The organism is Duganella sp. CT11-25, assembly GCF_047302815.1.
GTDB lineage: Bacteria > Pseudomonadota > Gammaproteobacteria > Burkholderiales > Burkholderiaceae_D > Rugamonas.
The window spans coordinates 1,226,839-1,247,287 of sequence record NZ_JBKBFD010000001.1 but is presented as its reverse complement, the minus strand read 5'-3'; the positions used below and the strand labels follow the sequence as shown (position 1 = coordinate 1,247,287).

18 protein-coding genes and 2 riboswitches are annotated in these 20,449 nt (G+C 64.4%); of the genes, 8 read left to right on the top strand and 10 right to left on the bottom strand.

The features are described 5' to 3' along the window. The 3 genes from ACEN9F_RS04950 to ACEN9F_RS04940 all read left to right on the top strand — a co-directional run bounded on the left by ACEN9F_RS04950 (nucleotide 1) and on the right by ACEN9F_RS04940 (nucleotide 6,972). Entirely contained in the window at nucleotides 1-585 is a 585-nt protein-coding gene (locus tag ACEN9F_RS04950) for a hypothetical protein (RefSeq protein WP_413418416.1), read from the top strand. Between the two features lie 28 nt (nucleotides 586-613). Then, nucleotides 614-5,200 (top strand): PilC/PilY family type IV pilus protein, encoded by a 4,587-nt coding sequence (locus tag ACEN9F_RS04945; protein WP_413418414.1) that lies wholly within the window; start codon nucleotides 614-616, stop codon nucleotides 5,198-5,200. Nucleotides 5,201-5,304: 104 nt separating this feature from the next. After that, entirely contained in the window at nucleotides 5,305-6,972 is a 1,668-nt protein-coding gene (locus ACEN9F_RS04940) for a peptide chain release factor 3 (RefSeq protein WP_413418412.1), read from the top strand. On the opposite strand, the gene xth is transcribed toward ACEN9F_RS04940, so the two are convergent. Beyond that, entirely contained in the window at nucleotides 6,969-7,754 is a 786-nt protein-coding gene (xth, locus tag ACEN9F_RS04935) for an exodeoxyribonuclease III (RefSeq protein ID WP_413418410.1), read from the bottom strand. The two genes, ACEN9F_RS04940 and xth, sit on opposite strands and share 4 nt — an antisense overlap. Nucleotides 7,755-8,003: 249 nt before the next feature. Between xth and ACEN9F_RS04930 the strand changes: the two genes are divergently transcribed. The 3 genes from ACEN9F_RS04930 to ACEN9F_RS04920 are packed head-to-tail and all read left to right on the top strand — an operon-like array spanning nucleotide 8,004 to nucleotide 10,716. Next, nucleotides 8,004-8,396, top strand: coding sequence for a GntR family transcriptional regulator (locus tag ACEN9F_RS04930; protein WP_413418408.1), 393 nt, complete (start codon nucleotides 8,004-8,006; stop codon nucleotides 8,394-8,396). Next, a complete protein-coding gene (locus tag ACEN9F_RS04925) occupies nucleotides 8,393-9,268 on the top strand; it encodes an ABC transporter ATP-binding protein (protein WP_413418406.1) in 876 nt (291 codons plus the stop codon). The genes ACEN9F_RS04930 and ACEN9F_RS04925 overlap by 4 nt, the downstream gene beginning before the upstream one ends. After that, complete coding sequence (locus ACEN9F_RS04920; RefSeq protein WP_413418405.1) at nucleotides 9,265-10,716, top strand: hypothetical protein; 1,452 nt, start codon at nucleotides 9,265-9,267, stop codon at nucleotides 10,714-10,716. The genes ACEN9F_RS04925 and ACEN9F_RS04920 overlap by 4 nt, the downstream gene beginning before the upstream one ends. Here ACEN9F_RS04920 and ACEN9F_RS04915 read toward each other — a convergent pair. The 3 genes from ACEN9F_RS04915 to ACEN9F_RS04905 form a co-directional block, all read right to left on the bottom strand. Continuing rightward, nucleotides 10,713-11,399 carry a hypothetical protein gene (locus tag ACEN9F_RS04915; RefSeq protein ID WP_413418403.1) on the bottom strand — a complete coding sequence of 229 codons (687 nt, stop codon included), beginning with the start codon at nucleotides 11,397-11,399 and terminating at the stop codon, nucleotides 10,713-10,715. The genes ACEN9F_RS04920 and ACEN9F_RS04915 overlap by 4 nt on opposite strands. 74 nt (nucleotides 11,400-11,473) lie before the next feature. After that, complete coding sequence (locus ACEN9F_RS04910; protein WP_413418401.1) at nucleotides 11,474-11,860, bottom strand: cupin domain-containing protein; 387 nt, start codon at nucleotides 11,858-11,860, stop codon at nucleotides 11,474-11,476. 32 nt (nucleotides 11,861-11,892) lie between these two features. Next, entirely contained in the window at nucleotides 11,893-12,228 is a 336-nt protein-coding gene (locus ACEN9F_RS04905) for a hypothetical protein (protein WP_413418399.1), read from the bottom strand. Nucleotides 12,229-12,334: 106 nt separating this feature from the next. Here ACEN9F_RS04905 and ACEN9F_RS04900 point away from each other — a divergent pair, with 106 nt between their 5' ends. Together ACEN9F_RS04900 and ACEN9F_RS04895 are read left to right on the top strand one after the other, a co-directional pair. Continuing rightward, nucleotides 12,335-12,772 (top strand): cache domain-containing protein, encoded by a 438-nt coding sequence (locus tag ACEN9F_RS04900; RefSeq protein ID WP_413418397.1) that lies wholly within the window; start codon nucleotides 12,335-12,337, stop codon nucleotides 12,770-12,772. A gap of 21 nt (nucleotides 12,773-12,793) precedes the next feature. Then, nucleotides 12,794-14,425 (top strand): methyl-accepting chemotaxis protein, encoded by a 1,632-nt coding sequence (locus ACEN9F_RS04895; RefSeq protein ID WP_413418395.1) that lies wholly within the window; start codon nucleotides 12,794-12,796, stop codon nucleotides 14,423-14,425. Here the strand turns inward: ACEN9F_RS04895 and ACEN9F_RS04890 are convergent. From ACEN9F_RS04890 to gcvT, 6 genes are all read right to left on the bottom strand, one after another. Further along, complete coding sequence (locus ACEN9F_RS04890) at nucleotides 14,411-14,827, bottom strand: hypothetical protein (RefSeq protein ID WP_413418393.1); 417 nt, start codon at nucleotides 14,825-14,827, stop codon at nucleotides 14,411-14,413. The genes ACEN9F_RS04895 and ACEN9F_RS04890 overlap by 15 nt on opposite strands. Nucleotides 14,828-14,848: 21 nt before the next feature. Continuing rightward, complete coding sequence (locus ACEN9F_RS04885) at nucleotides 14,849-15,085, bottom strand: hypothetical protein (protein ID WP_413418391.1); 237 nt, start codon at nucleotides 15,083-15,085, stop codon at nucleotides 14,849-14,851. An 8-nt stretch (nucleotides 15,086-15,093) separates the two neighbouring features. Then, the gene (locus tag ACEN9F_RS04880; protein ID WP_413418389.1) at nucleotides 15,094-15,426 is read right to left on the bottom strand and encodes an ArsR/SmtB family transcription factor; all 333 of its coding nucleotides are present in this window, start codon (nucleotides 15,424-15,426) and stop codon (nucleotides 15,094-15,096) included. 92 nt (nucleotides 15,427-15,518) lie between these two features. Continuing rightward, the gene (gcvP, locus tag ACEN9F_RS04875; protein WP_413418387.1) at nucleotides 15,519-18,413 is read right to left on the bottom strand and encodes an aminomethyl-transferring glycine dehydrogenase; all 2,895 of its coding nucleotides are present in this window, start codon (nucleotides 18,411-18,413) and stop codon (nucleotides 15,519-15,521) included. 121 nt (nucleotides 18,414-18,534) lie between these two features. Further along, nucleotides 18,535-18,915 carry a glycine cleavage system protein GcvH gene (gene gcvH / locus ACEN9F_RS04870; RefSeq protein ID WP_413418385.1) on the bottom strand — a complete coding sequence of 127 codons (381 nt, stop codon included), beginning with the start codon at nucleotides 18,913-18,915 and terminating at the stop codon, nucleotides 18,535-18,537. Between the two features lie 45 nt (nucleotides 18,916-18,960). After that, entirely contained in the window at nucleotides 18,961-20,082 is a 1,122-nt protein-coding gene (gene gcvT, locus ACEN9F_RS04865) for a glycine cleavage system aminomethyltransferase GcvT (protein ID WP_413418383.1), read from the bottom strand. Between the two features lie 75 nt (nucleotides 20,083-20,157). Continuing rightward, nucleotides 20,158-20,277, bottom strand: a riboswitch (glycine riboswitch). 4 nt (nucleotides 20,278-20,281) lie between these two features. Beyond that, nucleotides 20,282-20,380, bottom strand: a riboswitch (glycine riboswitch). Nucleotides 20,381-20,449: the final 69 nt, after the last annotated feature.

Here is a 20,449-nt window from a genome sequence, read left to right as displayed (position 1 = left end):
ATGCGCTCCCTTTTCCCCCGCCGCCAGCGCGGCATCGCCCTGCCCATCATGCTGATCATGCTGACGGTGATGATGGTCAGCAGCATCTACCTGCTGCGCTCCAGCACGTCGACCACGATGACCACCTCCAACCTGGCGTACGACGCGGCGCTGAGCAAGGCGGCCGACGCCGGCCTGCATACCGCCTTCACCTATCTGCGCACGGTGGTCAACAAGAACGACCTGCTGGTCAACCAGTCGGCGTTCGGCTATGTGGCGACGCTGCCGCAGAACTGGACCGCGAGCAACCCGAACTTCTGGCTCGGCGCGGTGACGATGGCGCCCGACGCCGACGGCAACCGCATCCAGTACGTGATCCACCGCATGTGCAACCTGACCGGCTCCTACGACGTGCCGCCCAATAAATGCCAGACCACGGCGCCGCGCCCGGACCTGGCCGCCCCGCGCCAGCTGGGCGAAACCCTGAAGCGCGACGCCAACAACCTGGCCAGCGCGGCGCAGATTCATTATGTGGTGACGGCGCGCGTGTTCGGTTTGCGCGGCGGCAATGTGGTGACGCAGGGCGTCGTCATGAAAGGGCCGTGAGGCCGCAGTCTCTTTGAATGGAACCATCATGAACAAGCTACTTTCCACGCTGGCCTTGCTGGCGCTGCTGCCTTCGCTGCCGGCCCAGGCCGCGCCGACCCAGATCGCCCAGGTGCCGCTGCTGAACATCACCGGCACCGGCACCGTCAAGCCCAACCTGATGCTGCTGTTCGATAACTCCGGCTCGATGGACCAGACCTACACGCCGGACTACGTGAACGACAACCTGTGCCGCAGCAACGTCACGCTGGCGGCCGGCATCACGGCCTGCGTGGTCGGCCACCCGCCGTTCATGAGCCCGGACTTCAACAAGCAATACTACAATCCCAAGATCCACTACATGGTGCCGATCAAGTCGGACGGCAGCTTCTATCCGGAGCAGAACTCGGCCAACACCAGTGCCTGGACCTCGGTCAGCGGCGACGGCTTCGGCGCGCACAAGACCGACCTGTCCGGCGCCAGCGTCACCAGCAATATCAACCTGGTGACCGGCTTCCCCGACCTCAAGTGGTGCACCTCCAGCAGCAGCGGCGACTGCAAGTTCAACAGCTCGACCTATAGCTACCCGGACGCCAGCTACCGCACCGCGGTGGACATCGTCACCGGCCCGTACTACTACACCATCGGCGTCGGCCAGTACTGCGCCGACGACACCATGAAGAACTGCAAGTCGACCACGATAGGGGCGTCGGCGCCGACCGGTTATCCGGTGCCGGTCAAGGTGCGCTGGTGCAGCGACAAGCTGTTGACCACCTGCCAGGGCAAGCGCGTCGGTACCTTCATCTACCCCAGCTATTCGGCGCCGACCGGCGCCATCGCCTCCTTCGGCACCATCGCCATCGGCGCGTCGGTGGGCACCAGCCCGCTGACCATCACCGGCATCGCCATCGCCGAGTCCGGCGGCAGCGTCAACATCACCAGCGGCACCATGACCGCCAGCACCGGCACCAACACCGCGATCAAGCAGCAGGCCCTGGCCAGCACGGTGGCCGCCAACATCATCGCCCGCAGCACCACCAACCAGTACTATGCCTGCGTGAAAACCCCGACCGGCCAGGCCAGCGTGCCGGCCTGCAGCGTGTTCGGCATCACCCTGAGCGCCGACAACGTTGTCGCCGTGGTGCCGGTGACCTGCAGCGGCACCAAGAACCTGACCAATTGCGTCACCGTCAACGACAACTCGCGCGCGGGCTGGGGCTTTACCGTCACCGCGCCGGCGGCGCGCATCGCGCCCGCCTACATCTCGTTTACCGGCACCACCTCCGGCAGCGGCACGCCATCGGTCGGCACCTTCAAGTACAACAACGGCTCGAATACCGACCTGTTCAGCAGCCTGAACGTCGGCAAGTCGCAGACCGCGATCCAGGTCGCCAGCACCGTGGTCGGCAAGATCGGCACCGGCGGCACCTACAAGGCCTATGTCGGCGACAATGCGGCCTGCGTGCGCAGCGGCCTGGGCACCGCCGCCGTATGCGTGGTCGATAGCGGCTCGGTGGCCAACTCGGGCGCCATCACGCTGGCCGCCGGCAACAACGGCGGCACGCTGGCCTGGACCTACACCCCGGCGCAGATGGACAGCATCCCGATCACCACGGCGGCGCTGTCGGCCGGTTCCAGCGGGCCGAATCCCTTCGTGCGGGTCAACATCGTCACTGGCCAGACCTATCCGAAGTCCACCGAGCGCACCGATTGCGCCGGCGCCACCTGCACCTACAGCGAAGAGATGACCAACTTCGCCAACTGGTATGTGTACTACAAGAGCCGCCTGCAAATGATGAAGACCTCGGTCGGCATCGCGTTTTCGCCGATCACCGCCAACTACAAGGTCGGCTATGTCAAGCTGTCCGCCGCCGGCGCCGGCGGCGCCATCGACATGAAACCGGCCGACTTCACCGGCAGTTCGCGCGCCACCTGGTATACCACCTTGTACAACACCACCACCTCGGGCTCGACGCCGATCCGCACGGCGATGGACAACGTCGGCCGCATGTTCGCCAACCTGACGCCGTATAACTATGCGGCCGGGCAGGAAGTGGTGCAGTACCCGTGCCAGCCTAACTTCATGATATTGACCACCGACGGCTACTGGAACGGCAGCAGCACCAGCAACGTCGTCAACAACGACAACGTGGAAAACGCCTCGCGTTTCTGCACCGTGTCGTCCGGTTGCGTCGACGCCCGCGCCCAGACCCAGCCGTCGATCTCGGACGTGGCGCTGCACTGGTACAACGGCGGTTCCAGCACCGGCACCGTGTCGCTGCGGCCGTCGCTGGAGCCGGACATGACCAAGCCCGGCTCGGTACCGGCCGGCAACGGCGAGAACACCCACCTGCACATGAACACCTACACGCTGGGCTTGGGCGTGGACGGCGTCATGACCTACGAGGCCAACTACGACACCGCGCCCAAGAGCGGCGGCGACTTCTACAACCTGATCACGCAGGCGCCGAGCGGCTGCCCGTGGAACAACAACAACGCCTACGTCTGGCCGAATCCGGACACCACCAACGCCGCCAACACGGTGCAGGAGCGGGTGGACGACCTGTGGCACGCCGCCATCAACGGCCACGGCAAGTATTTCAGCGCCCAGGATCCGAACGATGTGGTGAGTGGCCTGCGCGAAGCGCTGTCGAACATGCAGGTGCGGATCGGCTCGGCCGCCGCCGCCGCGACCTCGACGCCGAACATCACGCTGACCGACAACGACATCTTCTCGGCCACCTTCACCACGGTGCGCTGGTACGGCGAGCTGACCGACAAGAAGATCGACCCGAGCACCGGCAACGTCTCCGCCACGACGACCTGGAACACCAGCAACACCGTCGGCAAGCAGACCGCGCGCACGATCCTGATGATGCAGCCGGGCGCGGGGGCGAGCTCCGATCCGGTGGACTTCACCTTCGCCAACCTCAGCGGCGACACCGTCGCCAAGGGCTGGTTCGAAAACAAATGCAGCGTGCTGTCGCAATGCACGCTGCTGTCGGCGGCCGACAAGGCCACCGTCAACAGCGGCGTCAACATGGTCAACTGGCTGCGCGGCGTCCAGACCTACGCCGACGACACCCTGTTCCGCGCCTACAGCACCACGACCGACTCGGCCGGCAACAACGTGCCGATCCTGATCGGCGACATCGCTTCGTCCAAGCCGGCGTTCGTGCGCGCCTCCACCAACAACTATGCGGATACCGATTACGCGATCTTCAAGGACAAGAGCACCGAACGCGAGGGCACCGTCTACGTGGCGGCCAACGACGGCATGCTGCACGCCTTCCACGCCGGCACCGGCGTCGAACGCTGGGCCTATGTGCCGCGCATCACCATGAGCAAGTTGCCGGCGCTGGCCAGCACCACCTACGGCACCAACCACCAGTTCACGGCGGACGGTTCGCCCGAGGTGGCCGACGTCAAGTTCTCGAGCGGTTGGCGCACCGTGCTGGTGGGCGGCCTGAACGCCGGCGGGCGCGGCTTCTATGCGCTCGACGTGACCGAGGAGAAAGCGCCCAAGGTGCTGTGGGAATTCTGCGCCGACCCGGCGGTGTGCCCGGCGCACAATGACGAGGACCTGGGCCTGAGTTTCGGCAATCCCCAGTTCGGCACCTGGAAGAATTCCTCCGGCGTGGAGAAGTGGGTGGTGTTCCTGACCTCCGGCTACAACAATATTCCCGGCACGGACGGCTTCGGCAAAGGCTCGGGCAAGGGCATGCTCTACATCGTCGAGGTGGAAACCGGCATTGTGCTGGCCTCGAAATCCACCGATTCGGGCGACACCACCACGCCGTCGGGCCTGGCCAAGATCACCGCCATCAGCGACGATCCGCTGGCCGACGCCAGGGTGACCTATGTGTACGGCGGCGACAACATGGGCAAGATGTGGCGTTTCGACCTGACCAGCGACAGCGGCGTCATCACCCGCCTGCAGATGGGCGACGCCGGCCTGAAAAAGCCGATCACCACGCGCCCGGACGTGACGCAGTGCGGCGTGCCCGTCACCACCACGGACGCCAGCGGCACCGCCACCACCAAGGTCACGGCCTCGCGCGTGGTGCTGTTCGGCACCGGCCGCCTGCTGGACGTGACCGACACCAGCAACACCGACGTCCAGAGCCTGTATGTGCTCAAGGACGACGGCAGGGCGATCGGCACGGTTCCCGCCAGCACCATGGTGGAGCAGACCTTGAGCATCCAGGGTTCGGCCAGCAACGTCGTCACCTATGCGGTCAGCAACAACCAGGTCGACCTGACGCAGAAGCAGGGCTGGTATTTCGACTGGAAGCTCAATCCCGGCGAGCGCATGAACCTGGACCCGCAAATCGTCAGCGGCGTGGCCAATGTGATCACCAACGTGCCGTCGTCGTCGTCGGCGTGTTCGGTGGGCGGCACCAGTAATCTGTACCAGATCGACGTGTGCAACGGCCAGGGCGTGAACGGCGACCCGGCCGGCAGCACGCTGTCGAACACCTCGGCGGCGGTCGGCTTCATCATCGTGCGCCTGCCGAGCGGCCAGCTGAAACTGATCACCACCTTCGCCGATGGCAGCAACTCGACCGTCAAGACCAAGGAGCAGTTGACGGCGGATGCGCACCGGGTCGGCTGGCGCCGCGTCAAGGGCGAATGAAGACGGGCGGCGGCGCCCCCCGCGCCGCCGCTAAACAGTTCCAACGGCAGGGCCAACTGCCGGTATAATCGAGGGTTTGCAGAAACGCCTCAGATCGCGAACAAATGGTCAACGATACCGAAAACACAATCCCCGACAATAACGATGACGCGGCCACCGCGTCCAGCGGCAAGACGCCGGCGCTGATCGCGCGCGAAGTGCAGCGCCGCCGCACCTTCGGCATCATTTCCCACCCGGATGCGGGTAAAACCACGCTGACCGAAAAACTGCTGCTGTTCTCGGGCGCGATCCAGATGGCCGGCACCGTCAAGGCCCGCAAATCGGGCCGCCACGCGACCTCGGACTGGATGGAAATCGAGAAGCAGCGCGGCATTTCGGTCGCCTCCTCGGTGATGCAGTTCGAATTCCGCGACCACGTGGTCAACCTGCTCGATACCCCGGGCCACCAGGACTTCTCGGAAGACACCTACCGCGTGCTGACGGCGGTCGACTCGGCGCTGATGGTGATCGACGCCGCCAAGGGCGTGGAAGCGCAGACCATCAAGCTGCTCGACGTTTGCCGCATGCGCAACACGCCGATCGTGACGTTCATGAACAAGATGGACCGCGAAACCCGCGATCCGCTGGAACTGCTCGACGAGCTGGAATCGGTGCTGAAGATCCAGTGCGCGCCGGTGACCTGGCCTATCGGCATGGGCAAGAACTTTCGCGGCGTGTACCACCTGCTGAATGACGAGATCATGCTGTTCAAGGCCGGCGAAGAGAAGGCCGACGGCGCCTTCGAGATCATCAAGGGCATAGCCAACCCGCGCCTGCAGGAAATGTTCCCGCTGGAGATGGACCAGTTGCGCATGGAAGTGGAGCTGGTCAACGGTGCTTCCCACCCGTTCGACCTGGAGCAGTTCCTGGCCGGCGTGCAGACGCCGGTGTTCTTCGGCTCGGCGATCAACAACTTCGGCGTGCGCGAGATCCTGTCGGCGCTGGTCGACTGGGCGCCGGCGCCGCGCGAGCGCGACGCCACGGTGCGCGCGGTCGATCCGAAGGAAGAGCCGTTCACCGGCTTCGTGTTCAAGATCCAGGCCAATATGGATCCGGCGCACCGCGACCGCATCGCCTTCCTGCGCGTGTGCTCGGGCCGTTTCGAGCGCGGCATGAAGGTCAAGCACCTGCGCCTGGGGCGTGAAATCAAGGTGTCGTCGGTGGTGACCTTCATGGCATCGTCGCGCGAACAGGTGGAAGAAGCGTACGCCGGCGACATCATCGGCCTGCCGAACCACGGCAACATGCAGATCGGCGATTCCTTCTCCGAAGGCGAAATGCTGACCTTCACCGGCATTCCATACTTCGCGCCGGACTTCTTCCGCTCGGTGCGCATCCGCAATCCGTTGAAAATCAAGCAACTCCACAAGGGTTTGCAGCAGCTGGGCGAAGAGGGCGCGGTACAGGTCTTCAAGCCGGTGCAGGGCGGCGAGCTGGTGTTGGGCGCGGTCGGCGTGCTGCAGTTTGAAGTGGTCGCCAGCCGCCTGATGAACGAATACGGCGTCGACGCCGTCTTCGAAGGCACCAGCATCAGCAGCGCGCGCTGGGTGTCCAGCGACGACAAGAAAGCCCTGTCGGACTTCGAAGACGCGCTGGGCCACAACGTCGCCTACGACGCCGCCGGCAACCTCGCCTATCTGGCGACCTCGGGCGTCAACCTGCGCCTGACGCAGGAGCGCTGGCCGAAGCTGCAATTCCACGCCACGCGCGAGCACTCGGCCAAGCTCGTCTAAAACTCCGGGGTAAGGTCCAATTCCACCCAGACCGGCGCGTGGTCGCTCGGTTTTTCCCTGCCGCGCACGTCGCGGTCGACCTCGGCGGCTTTCAGCGCCGGGGCAAGGGCGGGACTGAGCAGCAGATGGTCGATGCGCAGCCCGGCGTCGCGGCCGTAGGCGTTCCTGAAATAGTCCCAGAAGGTGTAAATCGTTTCGCCCGGATGCATGGCGCGCAGCGCGTCGGTCCAGCCCTGCGCCAGCAACCGGTGGAACGCGGCCCGCACTTCGGGCCGGAACAGGGCGTCATCGACCCATCGCTCCGGCTTGTAGACGTCGAGCTCGGTCGGCATGACATTGAAGTCGCCGGCCAGGACCACCGGGGCGCCGCTGTCCAGCAAGCCGGCCGCATGCCGGATCAGCCGTTCAAACCACTGCAGCTTATAGTCGAATTTGGGACCGGGCGCGGGATTGCCATTCGGCAGATATAAGCCGGCGATTAATACGCCATTAACCACCGCCTCGATATAGCGGCTTTGCACATCCTCCGGATCCCCCGGTAGTCCGCGCCCGGTTTCGATAGGCATCGTTCCGCGGGCAAGAATAGCGACACCATTCCAGCTCTTCTGACCATGCCATATCGCCTGATAACCCACATCACGCATGGCGGCCTCGGGAAACTTTTCTTGCGGTGCTTTTAATTCTTGCAGACAAACCGCATCCGGCCGGGTTTCATCCAGCCATTGCAATAAAGCAGGCAGGCGGCTGCCAATACCATTGACATTGAATGTGGCGATGCGCATGGTGCTCCTTCAGGCGATGACCCCATTATAGGCAAGCGCCATCCGGCGGACGTGCGGTGACGCACCCTGGCCGCGCAATCGCCGGCATCTGCGCAGGCGATCGCTCTGCGGCCATGCCAATGTTTGGCACGTTCCCGCCAGCTTCTGGCAGGGATGCCTGGCCAGTGCTGTCCGCTCGACATTCGTCGCTTGACAGCTCACGTATTTTTGAATACTGTATTACTCAACTAATACACAAATAAAAATTTCATGGCAACCCACACTGCTACATTATTCTCGATAGCGACCGGCTCGTCCGATCCTATCTACCGTCAATTAATCGAGCAGGTTCGCCGATTAATCGCGGCCGCCGTTTTAAAACCCGGCGATATATTGCCGTCTGTGCGAGACGTGGCATTGGCGCTGGCCGTCAATCCGATGACGGTTTCCAAGGCTTATAACATGCTGGAAACCGAAGGCTTGTTAAGCCGGGCGCGCGGAATAGGAATGCTGGTGGCCGAACGCCGCTCGCCAATTAAACAGGACCGCGAGCATCTGCTGCGTCCTGTCCTGGAACGCGCCGCTGCCGAAGCCCGCCAGTTGGAACTCGATCCCGAAGCCGTAATTACTCTTTTTGCAAAGATTCTTGAGGAAAATAAATGAAGCCATCCATCGTCGAGGTAAGTGGTTTGCACAAAGCATTTGGCAAACAGCAGGTGTTGCAGGGAGTTAACTGGAGCATCGAACCGGGCAAGGTGATAGGCTTGCTTGGACGCAATGGTGCCGGAAAATCAACCTTGCTGGAATGCCTGCTCGGACTGCGCGAAGCGGATACCGGCGCGAGCATGCTGTTCGGCGAGCCGGTGACCGCGCTGAACGATCAGGTTCGCGCCAACATCGGTTACGTGCCACAAAAAGCCGAATTGTTTGAATGGTTGACTCCATTGCAACTCCTGGATTATTTCAAGGCGCTGTATCCGCGCTGGAATACCGCCAAGGTGGATGGCCTGATGCAGCGCTGGGGTTTCAGCGGCGACATGGCGAATAAGCAAATCGGCAAGCTTTCCGGCGGCGAGAAGCAGCGCCTTTCCATCATCCGCGCGCTGGCGCACGATCCCAAACTGCTGGTGCTCGACGAACCGGTCGCCAGCCTGGACCCGGTCGGCCGCCGCGAATTCCTGCATGAACTGATCGACAGCGTCATCGAGCGCGACACGACGGTGATCTTTTCCACCCACATCCTGTCCGACCTGGAGCGGGTGGCGCTGGACGTGGCGTTCTTGCAAGGAGGCAAGATCACGCTGCAGGCGCCATTGGATGAGCTGCTGGAAAGCGCGCACCGCATCACCGGCACCGGCGCGGCGCTGGCCCGGCTGACCTTCAGCGACGAGATCCGCCGCCAGCAGGATACGGCGGGCGGCGTCAGCATCCTGGCGCGCTTGAGCGGTGCGGAGGCGGCGGCGTTGCGCGCCGGTCCCGATCTGCGCGTGGAAACGCTGAGCCTGGAAGACTTGTTCGTCGAGGTGACCAAATGAGCGCCGCCTGGCCTTGGCGTGCCTATCTTCAGTTGCTGACGCAGGTCATGCGCGACCGCGCCGCCAGCGGCCTGATTGTCCGGCTGACCTGGTTCCTCGGCGTTTGCGGGCTTGGGGCGCTGGTGTTCGGCTGGTATGTCGGCAAGCCGGCGCTTGGCCATATGCTGTTTATCGGGCTGGCCATTGGATCGGCCTACCTGTGGTGCGGCGCCGTCCTGAAAAGCGCGGTGCAGCAAAATCAACCTGCCTATGCCTGCCTGGTTCCGCAATTGCGAGGCCGGCTGGTGACGCTGACGGCTGTGCTCTACGGTGCATGCACGGCGGCGGCGGCCGTCATGGTGGCGGTCGTGGTCGGCCATCCCGGCTATGCGCTGGTGGCCGGTGGAATGTTCAGCGCGTATGTGCTGTTTGCCCAGCGCTACACGCTGCTGGCTTTCTTGCCCTCGGCGGTCATCCTGGCGTCGGTGTCGATGAATAACGCGCCGCTCAAGGCGCTGATGGCCACGATGGAAGGTATCGGCGAACCGGTCGTGACCGGCGTGGGCTTGATCGTTATTATCTTGCTTTGTGGGCAAGGATTGCGGGCCGCCTTCCCGCAGGGCGGAGACCGCCACTGGGCGTGGCGCCATCGGTACAATCAACGCCAGTTGGCGTTGCGCGGCAAGCAGCCGGAGGACGCCGGCGTGTCGTCCATCGAACAGCGCTGGCAATCGATGTGGCGGGCCGGTTATACGGCCGCACTTCGGCGCGACAGCCGGGGTGGCGCCGCGCAGGGCCGCCTGATGATGCATGTGCTGGGCCCCGGGGCGCACGAAGCCGGCTACATCGGCTTTGCGTTGATCACCACGGTGCTGACGATCTTGGCCATGCGCTACTTCGGTGGCAGGGGCGACCTGGTGGTCGGGCTGCTGAGCGGTTCGCTGATGCAGTGGTGCGTGATGCTGGCGTGCCTGATGTATGTCGTGGGCGTGGCGGGCAACGTCGCGCGCTACAGCGTCGAACAGCGCCTCTATTGCCTGACGCCCGGCGCACCGACTGCCGACCAGGTCAACCGCGTGCTGGCCACGACGCTGCTGCGCCGCTTCCTGCGCGTGTGGCTGGTGTCGCTGGCGTGCGTGGCGTGCATCGACTTCGCGATCCTGGGCCAGTGGGAAGTGCGCGGCGTCACCTATGGCTTGGTGATGCTCATGGCGCCGTTGTCCGTCGCGATGCTGCGTAACTACGCCGCCATGCCGGCAACGCAAAACGAGCTAGGTCCCGTCATCATCACTGTGCTGATCGTCACGGCATGCATGATGGCTTTGATACTGTCCCACGTCGAGCCGGCATTCCCGTGGTACTGGATCGGCAGCGGCATCGCGCTGGCGACGGCGATCGGCTTGTGCTGGCGCTGGAAGCGCATGATGGCGCTGCCGCCCGTCATACCGGCCGGCCGGTTGGCCGCCTAGTTCGTTTGCAGCACCAGTCCCAGCGTGACGATGGTCTCGCTGGTGTTGCGCGCCAGGCGCCGGCTCCACGAGGTGTCGATCTGCAGGCGGTCCGGAATCAGCGCGTGGGCATAGCCGAATTGATAGCGCGAGCCGGCGCGTTGCTGGCCGTAGACTTCCGCCGTCAGCGAGTTGCGCTGGTCCAGTTTGAATTCGGCGCCCATGCCCCAGGTGGCGTCGGTGTTACGGGTTGCCTGCGTGCGCATCATGCCGGCGTTGAAGTGTGCCAGCACCGTGTCGCCGGCCAGCGATACGCTCAGCGGCACATTGGCCGACAGGTCGCCGTCAAGTCCGCGCCCGCTGCGGAACTGGTCGGCCAGTACCAGGCCGATGCCCCAGCCGTCCGCCTCCAGCGGCCTGAACACGGTCTTGGCCTGCAGGCGGCCGTAGTGCGTGGCGCCGCCCCACGAAGCGCCGGCCGCCAGCTCCCACGCGCCGCCGGCATTGCAGGCGGGCGTGGCCCAGTATTCGGTGCGCCGGTCCGCGCGCAGGGCGTAGGTCTCCAGCTGGCATTGGCCGGGCGCGACGATGGCGGCGTCGTCCACCGTCATCGGACGGCCCGCGCGAGCGTTGAGGGAGGTGAGTGCAAGCGCCAATGCGCAAGCGGCGCCGGTCGCTGCGCGCGACCGGACCAGGATATTCATCAGGATCATCGTGTATCACATTTTCATTTGGCGCCGCCAATGTAGCGCCATCAGATGAAACTGTGATGACACGGTTATTTGGCGGGTGTGGCCAGCGGCTTGCCTTTTTCAACCACGTAGACGCCGACCAGCTTGAGCGTGCCGCTACCTACGTTGACGGCGTCGTGGACGGTGCCGGCCGGGATGACGAAGGATTCGCCGGCCTTGACGCGGCGCGGGTCTTCGCCCTCGATGCGCAGCTCGCCTTCGCCTTCCAATATATAGCTGATTTCATCGCCGGGATGGGAATGTCGGCCTGCGGCCACGCCCGCGTCCAGTTCGACTTTGGCGACGACAGCCTCACGGCCCGGGACGGACACGTCGGCTTTCTGGATCACGGTGCGCCGGATTGTACCAGTTTGCGCCAGCGCGGTGCCGGCGGCGAGTATCAAAACGAGGAAGAAAAACCGAGGCTGTCTCATGGTGCATCCTTTCTGGTTATCGAACGCCGATTCTATCCCGCTTTCTGCCGTCCCAGCCACAAAGCGTCGGCGATGCTGCCGACCCAGCACAGGAGGCAGACCAGCGACGCCAGGTTGGTCATGGGACTGTCGATGCCGGAGGCGTGCACCCGTTCCAGTATCATGACCGGATCGAGCGCCAGCGCACCGCTGTTGATCTCGGCCACAAGCTGGTCCATCAACTGCAGCACGGAGCGCAGCAGGTAAATCACGGCGACCGCCGCCGGCACCAGGAACAGCAAACCGCGTACTCCTTTGCGTAACACCAGGTGGCCCAGTCCGGGGAAAACCAGTGCCGAGATCAGTGCTGCCTTGGTCGATGCTTTCATGTTGCTCCTGTTGTTTCTTGATGACGGGCGGCGTGGCTTGAGCCAGCGCAATATTGCACTGGGGCAGCCAGCGTAGATTACAACATCTTACCTGCCGGGGGGAATCATGCGCGCCTTGATTGGAATCGCCTTGCTGCTGTGCTGCTGGTCCGCCCATGCCGCGCCCGCCGAAAAAGACGCGATCGCGCTGGCGGAGAAGGGCGCGCAGTTCGTGCGCACGCACGGCAAGGCCGAGATGATCGCGCGCATCAACAACAAGGACCCGGAATTCAACCAGGGCTCGCTGTATCTGGCGATGCGCGACCTGCAGGGCATCACCGTGGCCCATCCGACCACCGCGCTGATCGGCAAGAACCTGCTCGACGTGCCGGATGCCGACGGCAAGCCGTTCCGCCAGGAGATGCTGGCCGTGGCCAAGGGTTCCGGCAAGGGCTGGGTCGACTACAAATTCCGCAACCCCGCATCGGGCAAGGTCGAGGCCAAGCGCACCTATGTGCTCCGGGTCGGCGACGTTGCGCTGGAAGCCGGCATTTACAAGCCTTGAGCCTTGAACGCCGTGCGCGACATGCTCAGTAAACTGCGGATCGGCCCCAAGCTGCTGCTGGCGCCGGGCATGGTGCTGATCCTGCTGATCGTGCTGTCGGCCGGGGCCTATCTCGGGCTGCTGCGGCAGAACCAGTCGCTCGACAACATGGTGCAGCAGCGCGCCACGCGCCTGAAGGCCGCAGCCGACCTGGTGATCGGCGCCAACCGCGCGCATGCCGAAATCTACCAGCTGCTCACCTGGATCAACGCCAGCTTCTCGCCGCCGCGCGTCGATGCGCTGGTGCGCGACATCCACATGCGCCACGCGGCGCTGGACCGCCAGTTCGCGCAACTGGAAATGGCGGTGCAGTCCGATCCGGCCGAGCGGCGCTTCGTGGCGCAGTCGCAGGCCGCGCACGCGGTGTACGTCAAGGCCATCGCCGACGTGATCGAGCTGGCGATGGCCGACCAGTCGATGGCGGCCAACGCCATGTCCAAGGCCGAGCGGGCGTTCGACGTGGCGGCGCAGCGGCTGGAGGAACTATCGCGGCTGGAGCAAAGCCTGAGCGAACTCGCCTACGCGGATGCCGAGACCGACTTCGGCGTGCTGTCGACCTGGATGCCGATCGTGGTGGCGTTGTCGATCGCCTTGTCGTTGCTGGTGACGATGGCGGTGCGTAACGCCATGCTGAATGAAGTGCGCGAGATCGGCGCCGCCGCCGTCGATCTGGCCGAGGGTAATCTGACGGTACGCCCGCGCGTCTATGGCAAGGATGAAATCGGCGAGACGGCGCGCGCGCTCGACACCAGCATCCGCAATTTGAATACCACGCTGAAAACCATCCTGGCTTCGGCGCAATCGATAGACCATGCCTCGCGCGAGATCGCACAGGGTAGCGCGGGACTGGCGCGGCACGCCAGGGCGCAAGCGGGCACGCTGGAGGAAGCCGGCAGCTCGATGCGGGAATTGAGCGCCACCGTCGAGCAAACCGTGAACCACGCGCAGCTGGCCAGCCAGCTGGCGCTGTGCGCCAACAGCTTCGCGGTGCGTGGCGGCAGCGTGGTGCAGCGGCTGGTGGTGACGATGGCGTCGATACGCGGCAGCTCGCGCAGGGTGGTGGAGATCGTCGGCGTGATCGACGGACTGGCCATCCAGACCAATGTGCTGGCGCTGAGCGCCGCGGTGGAGGCGGCGCGCGCGGGCGAGCATGGCATCGGCTTCGCGGTGGTGGCGGGCGAGGTGCGCACGCTGGCGCAGCGTTCGGCCAGCGCGGCGCAGGAAATCAAGACGCTGATCGCCGAGTCGGCGGCGGAGATCGAAGGCGGCAGCCTTTCGGTCGAGGAGGCCGGCGCCAGCATGGCGGAAATCGTCGCCTCGGTGCGGCGGATGGGCGATGTCCTCGGCCAGATCGGCGACGCCGGCGCGGAGCAGGTCCAGGGACTGCACGGCGTGCGCCAGGCCATCGTCGGCATGGATCATGTGACGCGGCAGAACCTGGCCCTGGTGGCGCAGGCGGCGGCCGCCGCCAGCAGCCTGCAGCGGCAAGCGCTGTATCTATCCCAGGCGGTCGCGATATTCAAGCTGGACGAAGGCATCGAACCACCAGCGCCGCGCCGCCCCGGCGAATCGGCGCGCGTGGTGCGGCTGCGGCTGGCCTCAGTGCGAAGCTAGGCCGCTCCAGCGATCGCTGGGCTGTTTCAGGTATTTGTTGTAGACGTAGCCCCATGGCATGGCGATCGGGATGATGACCACCAGGCTGATCGCAAACAGTTCCTCCATCATCGCTTGGTCCAGCGGGCCGGCCAGCCAGGCCGGCAGCGCGACGACGATCAGCCAGATCGTCTTCCAGAGCACTTCCCACAGCAGCACCGGCAGCATCTGCAGCGGGTAGCGGACGCCGAGCGCGCACAGCAGGCCGAAGGCGGCCAGCATGCAGTTGACGAAGCCCTGCATCAGGCCCCACGGCTTGTCGTGATGGATCACGCCGGGCCAGATCACCAGGCCAAGGCCGACGGCGATGATCAGGTACACGGTGCGCAGCATGTATAAGCGGGTCAGCGATACTGGTTGCATGATGAAGCTCCTATAAGTGGATTACTCGACTTCTTTCAGTATTTTTTCAATCGCGACGATGCGCGTCTTCAGGTCCGCCAGCGCGGCCGCCGTTTCAGCTTGCGCGGCGATGCTGCGTTCCGCCAGCTGACGATATGCCTCGTCGTTCTGGTGGCGCAGTTTTGTCTGCTGCAGCTGCGCCACGAAGCGCATGCCGAAGATCAGCAGCACCGTCACTGGCAGCAGGAAGATCGTTAGCAGGTAAATGGGTTCAGACATAACGGCCTCTATGGTTCAGGATTGGTAGACAGGGACTGCACCGCTTCGGCGATCATCGCTGGGGTCAGCTCCACGCTAAAGTCGGGTACTTCAAAGTAGTTCAGCGCCTTGCCGTCGGCGGACAGTTCCAGCTTGCTGGCGACCAGGCCCGCATCCTCCAGCTTCTGCAGATGGAGATGCAGCAGGGGGCGGCTGATGCCCATTTCCCGCGCCAGCTGGCTGACGTAGTTGCGGCCGCCGGACTCCAGCGCCGCCACGATGCGCAACCGGTGCGGATTCGACAGCGCCGCCAGCATGGCCAGCAACTGGTCTCCGGTTGGGGATGGCGTTTTCGATTTCATATGTAAAGAATATCTGACAGGTGTAAGCATGTCAAACACTTTAGGCGAAAAAAAAGCCCGGCGCGTGCCGGGCTTCCTGTGGACTGTCTGGGTTACTCGTAATCGCTCATCGGCGCGCAGCCGCAGAACAGGTTACGGTCGCCGTAGACGTTGTCGGCGCGGCCGACCGGCGGCCAGTACTTCTGCTTGCGCAGCGACGGTACCGGATAGGCCGCCACTTCGCGGCTGTACTTGCGCTCCCAGACGTCGGCGGTCAGCACCTCGGCGGTGTGCGGCGCGAATTTCAGCGGGTTGTCCAGCTTGTCGAATTCGCCGCTTTCCACCTTGGCGATCTCGCCGCGGATGGTGACCATGGCGTCGATGAAGCGGTCCATCTCGGCTTTCGATTCGCTTTCGGTCGGCTCGATCATCAGCGTGCCCGGTACCGGGAAGCTCATGGTCGGCGCGTGGAAGCCGAAGTCCATCAGGCGCTTGGCGACGTCTTCGTTGCTGATGCCGGTGGCGTCCTGCAGCGGACGCAGGTCGATGATGCACTCGTGCGCGACCAGGCCGTCGTGGCCCGAATACAGCACAGGGTAGTGCGGCGACAGCTTGCGCGCCATGTAGTTGGCGTTCAGGATCGCGGTTTCGGTGGCGGCGGTCAGGCCTTCCGCGCCCATCATCGCGATGTACATCCACGAGATAGGCAGGATGCTGGCCGAGCCGAACGGCGCGGCGCTGACCGAGCCGATGCCGGCGTTGTCGCGGATATAGCCGTTCGAGCGCTGGTTAGGCAGGAACTTGGCCAGGTGCGCGCCGACGCCGATAGGACCGACGCCAGGACCGCCACCGCCGTGAGGAATGCAGAAGGTCTTGTGCAGGTTCAGGTGCGAGACGTCGCCGCCGAACGAGCCAGGGGCCGCCACGCCGACCAGCGCGTTCATGTTGGCGCCGTCGATGTAGACCTGGCCGCCGTGGCCGTGGATGATTTCGCACAGTTCCTGGATGCCTTCCTCGAACACGCCGTGGGTCGATGGGTAGGTCACCATCACGCAAGCCAGGTTCTTCGAGTGCAGTTCGGCCTTGGCTTTCAGGTCGGCCAGGTCGACGTTGCCGCTGGCGTCGCAGGCGGTGACGACCACCTGCATGCCGACCATGTTGGCCGACGCCGGGTTGGTGCCGTGCGCCGACGATGGAATCAGGCAGATGTTGCGGTGGCCTTCGCCACGCGACTGGTGGTAGGCCTGGATCACCAGCAGGCCGGCGTACTCGCCCTGCGAGCCGGCGTTGGGCTGCAGCGAGACGGCGGCGTAGCCGGTCAGCGCGCACAGCATCTCTTCCAACTGCGCGATCATTTCGCGGTAGCCGACGGTCTGGCTGTCCGGCGCGAACGGGTGGATGTTCGAGAACTCAGGCCAGGTGACCGGGATCATTTCCGAGGTCGCGTTCAGCTTCATGGTGCACGAACCCAACGGGATCATGGTGCGGTCCAGCGCCAGGTCCTTGTCCGCCAGGCCGCGCAGATAGCGCAGCATCTCGGTTTCGGAGTGGTAGCGGTTGAAGACCGGGTGCGACAGGTACTCGCTGGTGCGGGCCAGCGATTCCGGGAACGAGCGCGCGACGGTTGCTTCGACGGTGTCGAAGTCTGGGCCGTGGGCAGGGCCGCCGACCGGGTGCGAGAACACGGTCCACAGCAGCGCGATATCTTCGCGGGTGGTGGTCTCGTCCAGCGAGACGCCAACGTGCGAAGCGTCGATCACGCGCAGGTTGACACCGTGCGAATGGGCCGATGCGTGCAGCTGTTCGGCGTTCTTCACGGCGATGGTCAGCGTGTCGAAGTAGCTGTCGTTGGTGACGGTGTAGCCCAGCGTCTTCAGGTTCGACGCCAGCACGCCGGTGAAGCGGTGCACGCGCTTGGCGATCTGCAGCAGGCCCTTGGGACCATGGTAGACGGCGTACATCGAGGCCATCACGGCCAGCAGCACCTGCGCGGTGCAGATGTTGGAGGTGGCTTTTTCGCGGCGGATGTGCTGCTCGCGGGTTTGCAGCGCCAGGCGGTAGGCCTTGTTGCCCTGGGCGTCGATGGTGACGCCGACCAGGCGGCCGGACATGCTGCGCTTGAATTCGTCGCGCGTCGACAGGTAGCCTGCGTGCGGGCCGCCGAAGCCCAGCGGTACGCCGAAGCGCTGGCTGTTGCCGACAACGACGTCGGCGCCCCATTCGCCTGGCGGCGTGAGCATGGTCAGCGCCAGCAGGTCGGCGGCGACGACGACCATCGCGCCCTTGGCCTTGACGGCGTCAACGCCTGCCTTGTAGTCGCGCACCACGCCGTTCACGCCCGGGTATTGCAGCAGCACGCCGAAGGCGTCGCCGATGCTGGACAGTTCGGCCGGGTTGAAGGTCTTGACTTCGATGTTCAGCGGCTTGGCGCGGGTCTCGACCACTTCGCGGGTTTGCGGCAGCACGTCGTCGGCGACGTAGAACACTTGCGAGTTCGATTTGCCGACGCGCTGGATCAGCGTCATCGCTTCGGCGGCGGCGGTGCCTTCGTCCAGCATCGAGGCGTTGGCGATGCCCATGCCGGTCAGGTCGGTGATGGTTTGCTGGAAGTTCAGGATCGCTTCCAGGCGGCCTTGCGAGATCTCCGGCTGATACGGCGTGTAGGCGGTGTACCAGGCCGGGTTTTCGAAGATGTTGCGCAGGATGACGCCAGGCGTCAGCGTGTTGTAGTAGCCCTGGCCGATCAGCGACTTGAGCACCTTGTTTTTCGAAGCGATCTTTTTCAGCTTGGTCAGCGCTTCCTGTTCCGGCATCGGCTGCGAGTACTGGCCGAGGGCCAGCGCGCCCTGGTTGCGGATGTTGGCGGGAACCAGGGCGTCGATCAGGGCGGCGCGCGAGGCGTAGCCGAGGACGGACAGCATGGCGTCCTGTTCTGCGGCGTCAGGGCCGATGTGGCGGGCGATGAAGGCGTCGCGCGCTTCGAGTTGGGTCAGGCTGGTGCGGGTCATGATATGGGCGAGGGCAGTATGAGGAATGAGGCGATACGTCGTCCCCGCGCAGGCAGGGACCCATGCCGAGGCGATTGCGCGCGCTCGGCATGGATTCCCGCTTGCGCGGGAATGACGGTGATTACGCTGCGGTGGTCTTGCCGTAGGCGGCTGCGTCCAGCAGGCCGTCGATCGCGGCCGCATCGGCCGGCTTGATCTTGAACAGCCACGCCGCATAGGCGTCGGCGTTGATCGATTCCGGCGCGCCGGCCACGTCTTCGTTGACGGCGATGACTTCGCCCGACACCGGAGCGTAGATGTCGCTGGCTGCCTTGACCGATTCCACCACGGCGGCGTCGTCGCCGGCGGTGTAGCTCTTGCCGACTTTCGGCAGCTCGACGAAGACGATATCGCCCAGCGCATCCTGTGCGTACTCGGTGATGCCGACGGTGACGGTGCCGTCAGCCTCGGCGCGTACCCACTCGTGGGATTCGGTGTACTTCAGGTCTGCAGGGATATTCATGTGAGGCTCCAGATGGTAGGTGTCAGGGTATTAAACTAAATCGAATTAAACAGCCAGGATTTTACCGTTGCGCACGAACGGCAGCTTGACGACGGACGCCGCCAGCTTCTTGTCGCGGATTTCCACGTGCACGGTATCGCCGACGTTCACGCCGTTCGGCACGCGCGCCAGCGCGATCGCCTGCTGCATGCTCGGGCTGAAGGTGCCGCTGGTGATCTCGCCGGCGGCATCGGTACCGGCCACGATCACCTTCTGGTGCGCGCGCAGCACGCCGCCTTTTTCGCGCAGGATCAGGCCCACGAACTGGGCGTTCTGGCCCATCGCCTGCAGCGCGGCCTTGCCGATAAAATCGCGCTCGGAGACCAGGTCGATGGTCCATGCCAGGCCGGCGTCCAGCGGGTTGACGGTTTCGTCCATGTCCTGGCCGTACAGGTTCATTCCGGCCTCCAGGCGCAGCGTGTCGCGCGCGCCCAGGCCGGCCGGCTTGACGCCCGCCGCGACCAGCGCGTTCCACAGGTTCTCGGCCTGCCCGGCGGCGACGCCGATCTCGAAGCCGTCTTCGCCGGTGTAGCCGGTGCGGGCGATCATCGCCTCGCCGAAGACCGGGCTTTGCGCGAAGGCGACGTTGAACGGCTTCATGTCGGCGGTGCCGGCTTTCGATTCAGGAATCACGTCCCACACCTTGGCGCGGGCGTTCGGGCCCTGGACGGCGATCAGCGCCATCGCATTGGCGCCGTCGCGGCGCTGGGTGATGGTCAGGCCGCTGTTGGTGGCGGCGTTTTGCTGCTGCATCCAGGCCACGTCTTTTTCGGCGGTGCCGGCGTTGACCACCAGGCGGAACCAGCTCTCGCTGATGAAGTAGACGATCAGGTCGTCGATGACGAAGCCTTGCGGATTGAGCATGCAGGAGTAGAGCGCCTTGCCCGATACCTGCAGCTTGTCGACGTTGTTGGCCAGCAGGCCGCGCAGGAAGGCGCGCGCGTTGTCGCCCTTGATGTCGACCACGCACATGTGGGCGACGTCGAACATGCCGACGTCGGTGCGCACGGCGTTGTGTTCTTCGATCTGCGAACCGTAGTTGACCGGCATGTCCCAGCCGCCGAAATCGACCATCTTGGCGCCGGCGGCGCGGTGGGCATTGTTGAGTGGGGTGGCTTTGAGCGTCATGATTCCTCGGTCCAAATCGAATAGGGGTTAACAGAACATACAAGGAACGGCTAAAAAGCAGATTCCACAATGATCGCAGACCCCTCTGTCCTTGGTACCTGAGAGATTACGGAGCGAGTTTGCACTCGATTTTCTCCGCGCGCCCCTTCGGTGGGCCGCCGGCGTATGCCGCGGCCGCTCTCCAGAGTTGAGCCAATTGGCCCCTTGATCGGTCCTTTTGCCTGAGAGTTTTTGGGTAGTGCCCCTTCGGCGGCTGCGCTGGCGAATTCGCCCGGCAACCCTCTCCCGATCAAGACTCGGGAATATATGTCAGAAGAGCCTTATTGTCAATCTTGGCGGCAAGGGGCGCGCACGAATGGATTGCAAC

What these genes read in the sequence shown, in the direction of transcription:
- ACEN9F_RS04950 (WP_413418416.1), top strand. Translation starts at nt 1, where the DNA reads ATGCGCTCCCTTTTCCCCCGCCGCCAGCGCGGCATCGCCCTGCCCATC.
- ACEN9F_RS04945 (WP_413418414.1), top strand. Translation starts at nt 614, where the DNA reads ATGAACAAGCTACTTTCCACGCTGGCCTTGCTGGCGCTGCTGCCTTCG.
- ACEN9F_RS04940 (WP_413418412.1), top strand. Translation starts at nt 5,305, where the DNA reads ATGGTCAACGATACCGAAAACACAATCCCCGACAATAACGATGACGCG.
- xth (WP_413418410.1), bottom strand. Translation starts at nt 7,754, where the DNA reads ATGCGCATCGCCACATTCAATGTCAATGGTATTGGCAGCCGCCTGCCT.
- ACEN9F_RS04930 (WP_413418408.1), top strand. Translation starts at nt 8,004, where the DNA reads ATGGCAACCCACACTGCTACATTATTCTCGATAGCGACCGGCTCGTCC.
- ACEN9F_RS04925 (WP_413418406.1), top strand. Translation starts at nt 8,393, where the DNA reads ATGAAGCCATCCATCGTCGAGGTAAGTGGTTTGCACAAAGCATTTGGC.
- ACEN9F_RS04920 (WP_413418405.1), top strand. Translation starts at nt 9,265, where the DNA reads ATGAGCGCCGCCTGGCCTTGGCGTGCCTATCTTCAGTTGCTGACGCAG.
- ACEN9F_RS04915 (WP_413418403.1), bottom strand. Translation starts at nt 11,399, where the DNA reads ATGAATATCCTGGTCCGGTCGCGCGCAGCGACCGGCGCCGCTTGCGCA.
- ACEN9F_RS04910 (WP_413418401.1), bottom strand. Translation starts at nt 11,860, where the DNA reads ATGAGACAGCCTCGGTTTTTCTTCCTCGTTTTGATACTCGCCGCCGGC.
- ACEN9F_RS04905 (WP_413418399.1), bottom strand. Translation starts at nt 12,228, where the DNA reads ATGAAAGCATCGACCAAGGCAGCACTGATCTCGGCACTGGTTTTCCCC.
- ACEN9F_RS04900 (WP_413418397.1), top strand. Translation starts at nt 12,335, where the DNA reads ATGCGCGCCTTGATTGGAATCGCCTTGCTGCTGTGCTGCTGGTCCGCC.
- ACEN9F_RS04895 (WP_413418395.1), top strand. Translation starts at nt 12,794, where the DNA reads ATGCTCAGTAAACTGCGGATCGGCCCCAAGCTGCTGCTGGCGCCGGGC.
- ACEN9F_RS04890 (WP_413418393.1), bottom strand. Translation starts at nt 14,827, where the DNA reads ATGCAACCAGTATCGCTGACCCGCTTATACATGCTGCGCACCGTGTAC.
- ACEN9F_RS04885 (WP_413418391.1), bottom strand. Translation starts at nt 15,085, where the DNA reads ATGTCTGAACCCATTTACCTGCTAACGATCTTCCTGCTGCCAGTGACG.
- ACEN9F_RS04880 (WP_413418389.1), bottom strand. Translation starts at nt 15,426, where the DNA reads ATGAAATCGAAAACGCCATCCCCAACCGGAGACCAGTTGCTGGCCATG.
- gcvP (WP_413418387.1), bottom strand. Translation starts at nt 18,413, where the DNA reads ATGACCCGCACCAGCCTGACCCAACTCGAAGCGCGCGACGCCTTCATC.
- gcvH (WP_413418385.1), bottom strand. Translation starts at nt 18,915, where the DNA reads ATGAATATCCCTGCAGACCTGAAGTACACCGAATCCCACGAGTGGGTA.
- gcvT (WP_413418383.1), bottom strand. Translation starts at nt 20,082, where the DNA reads ATGACGCTCAAAGCCACCCCACTCAACAATGCCCACCGCGCCGCCGGC.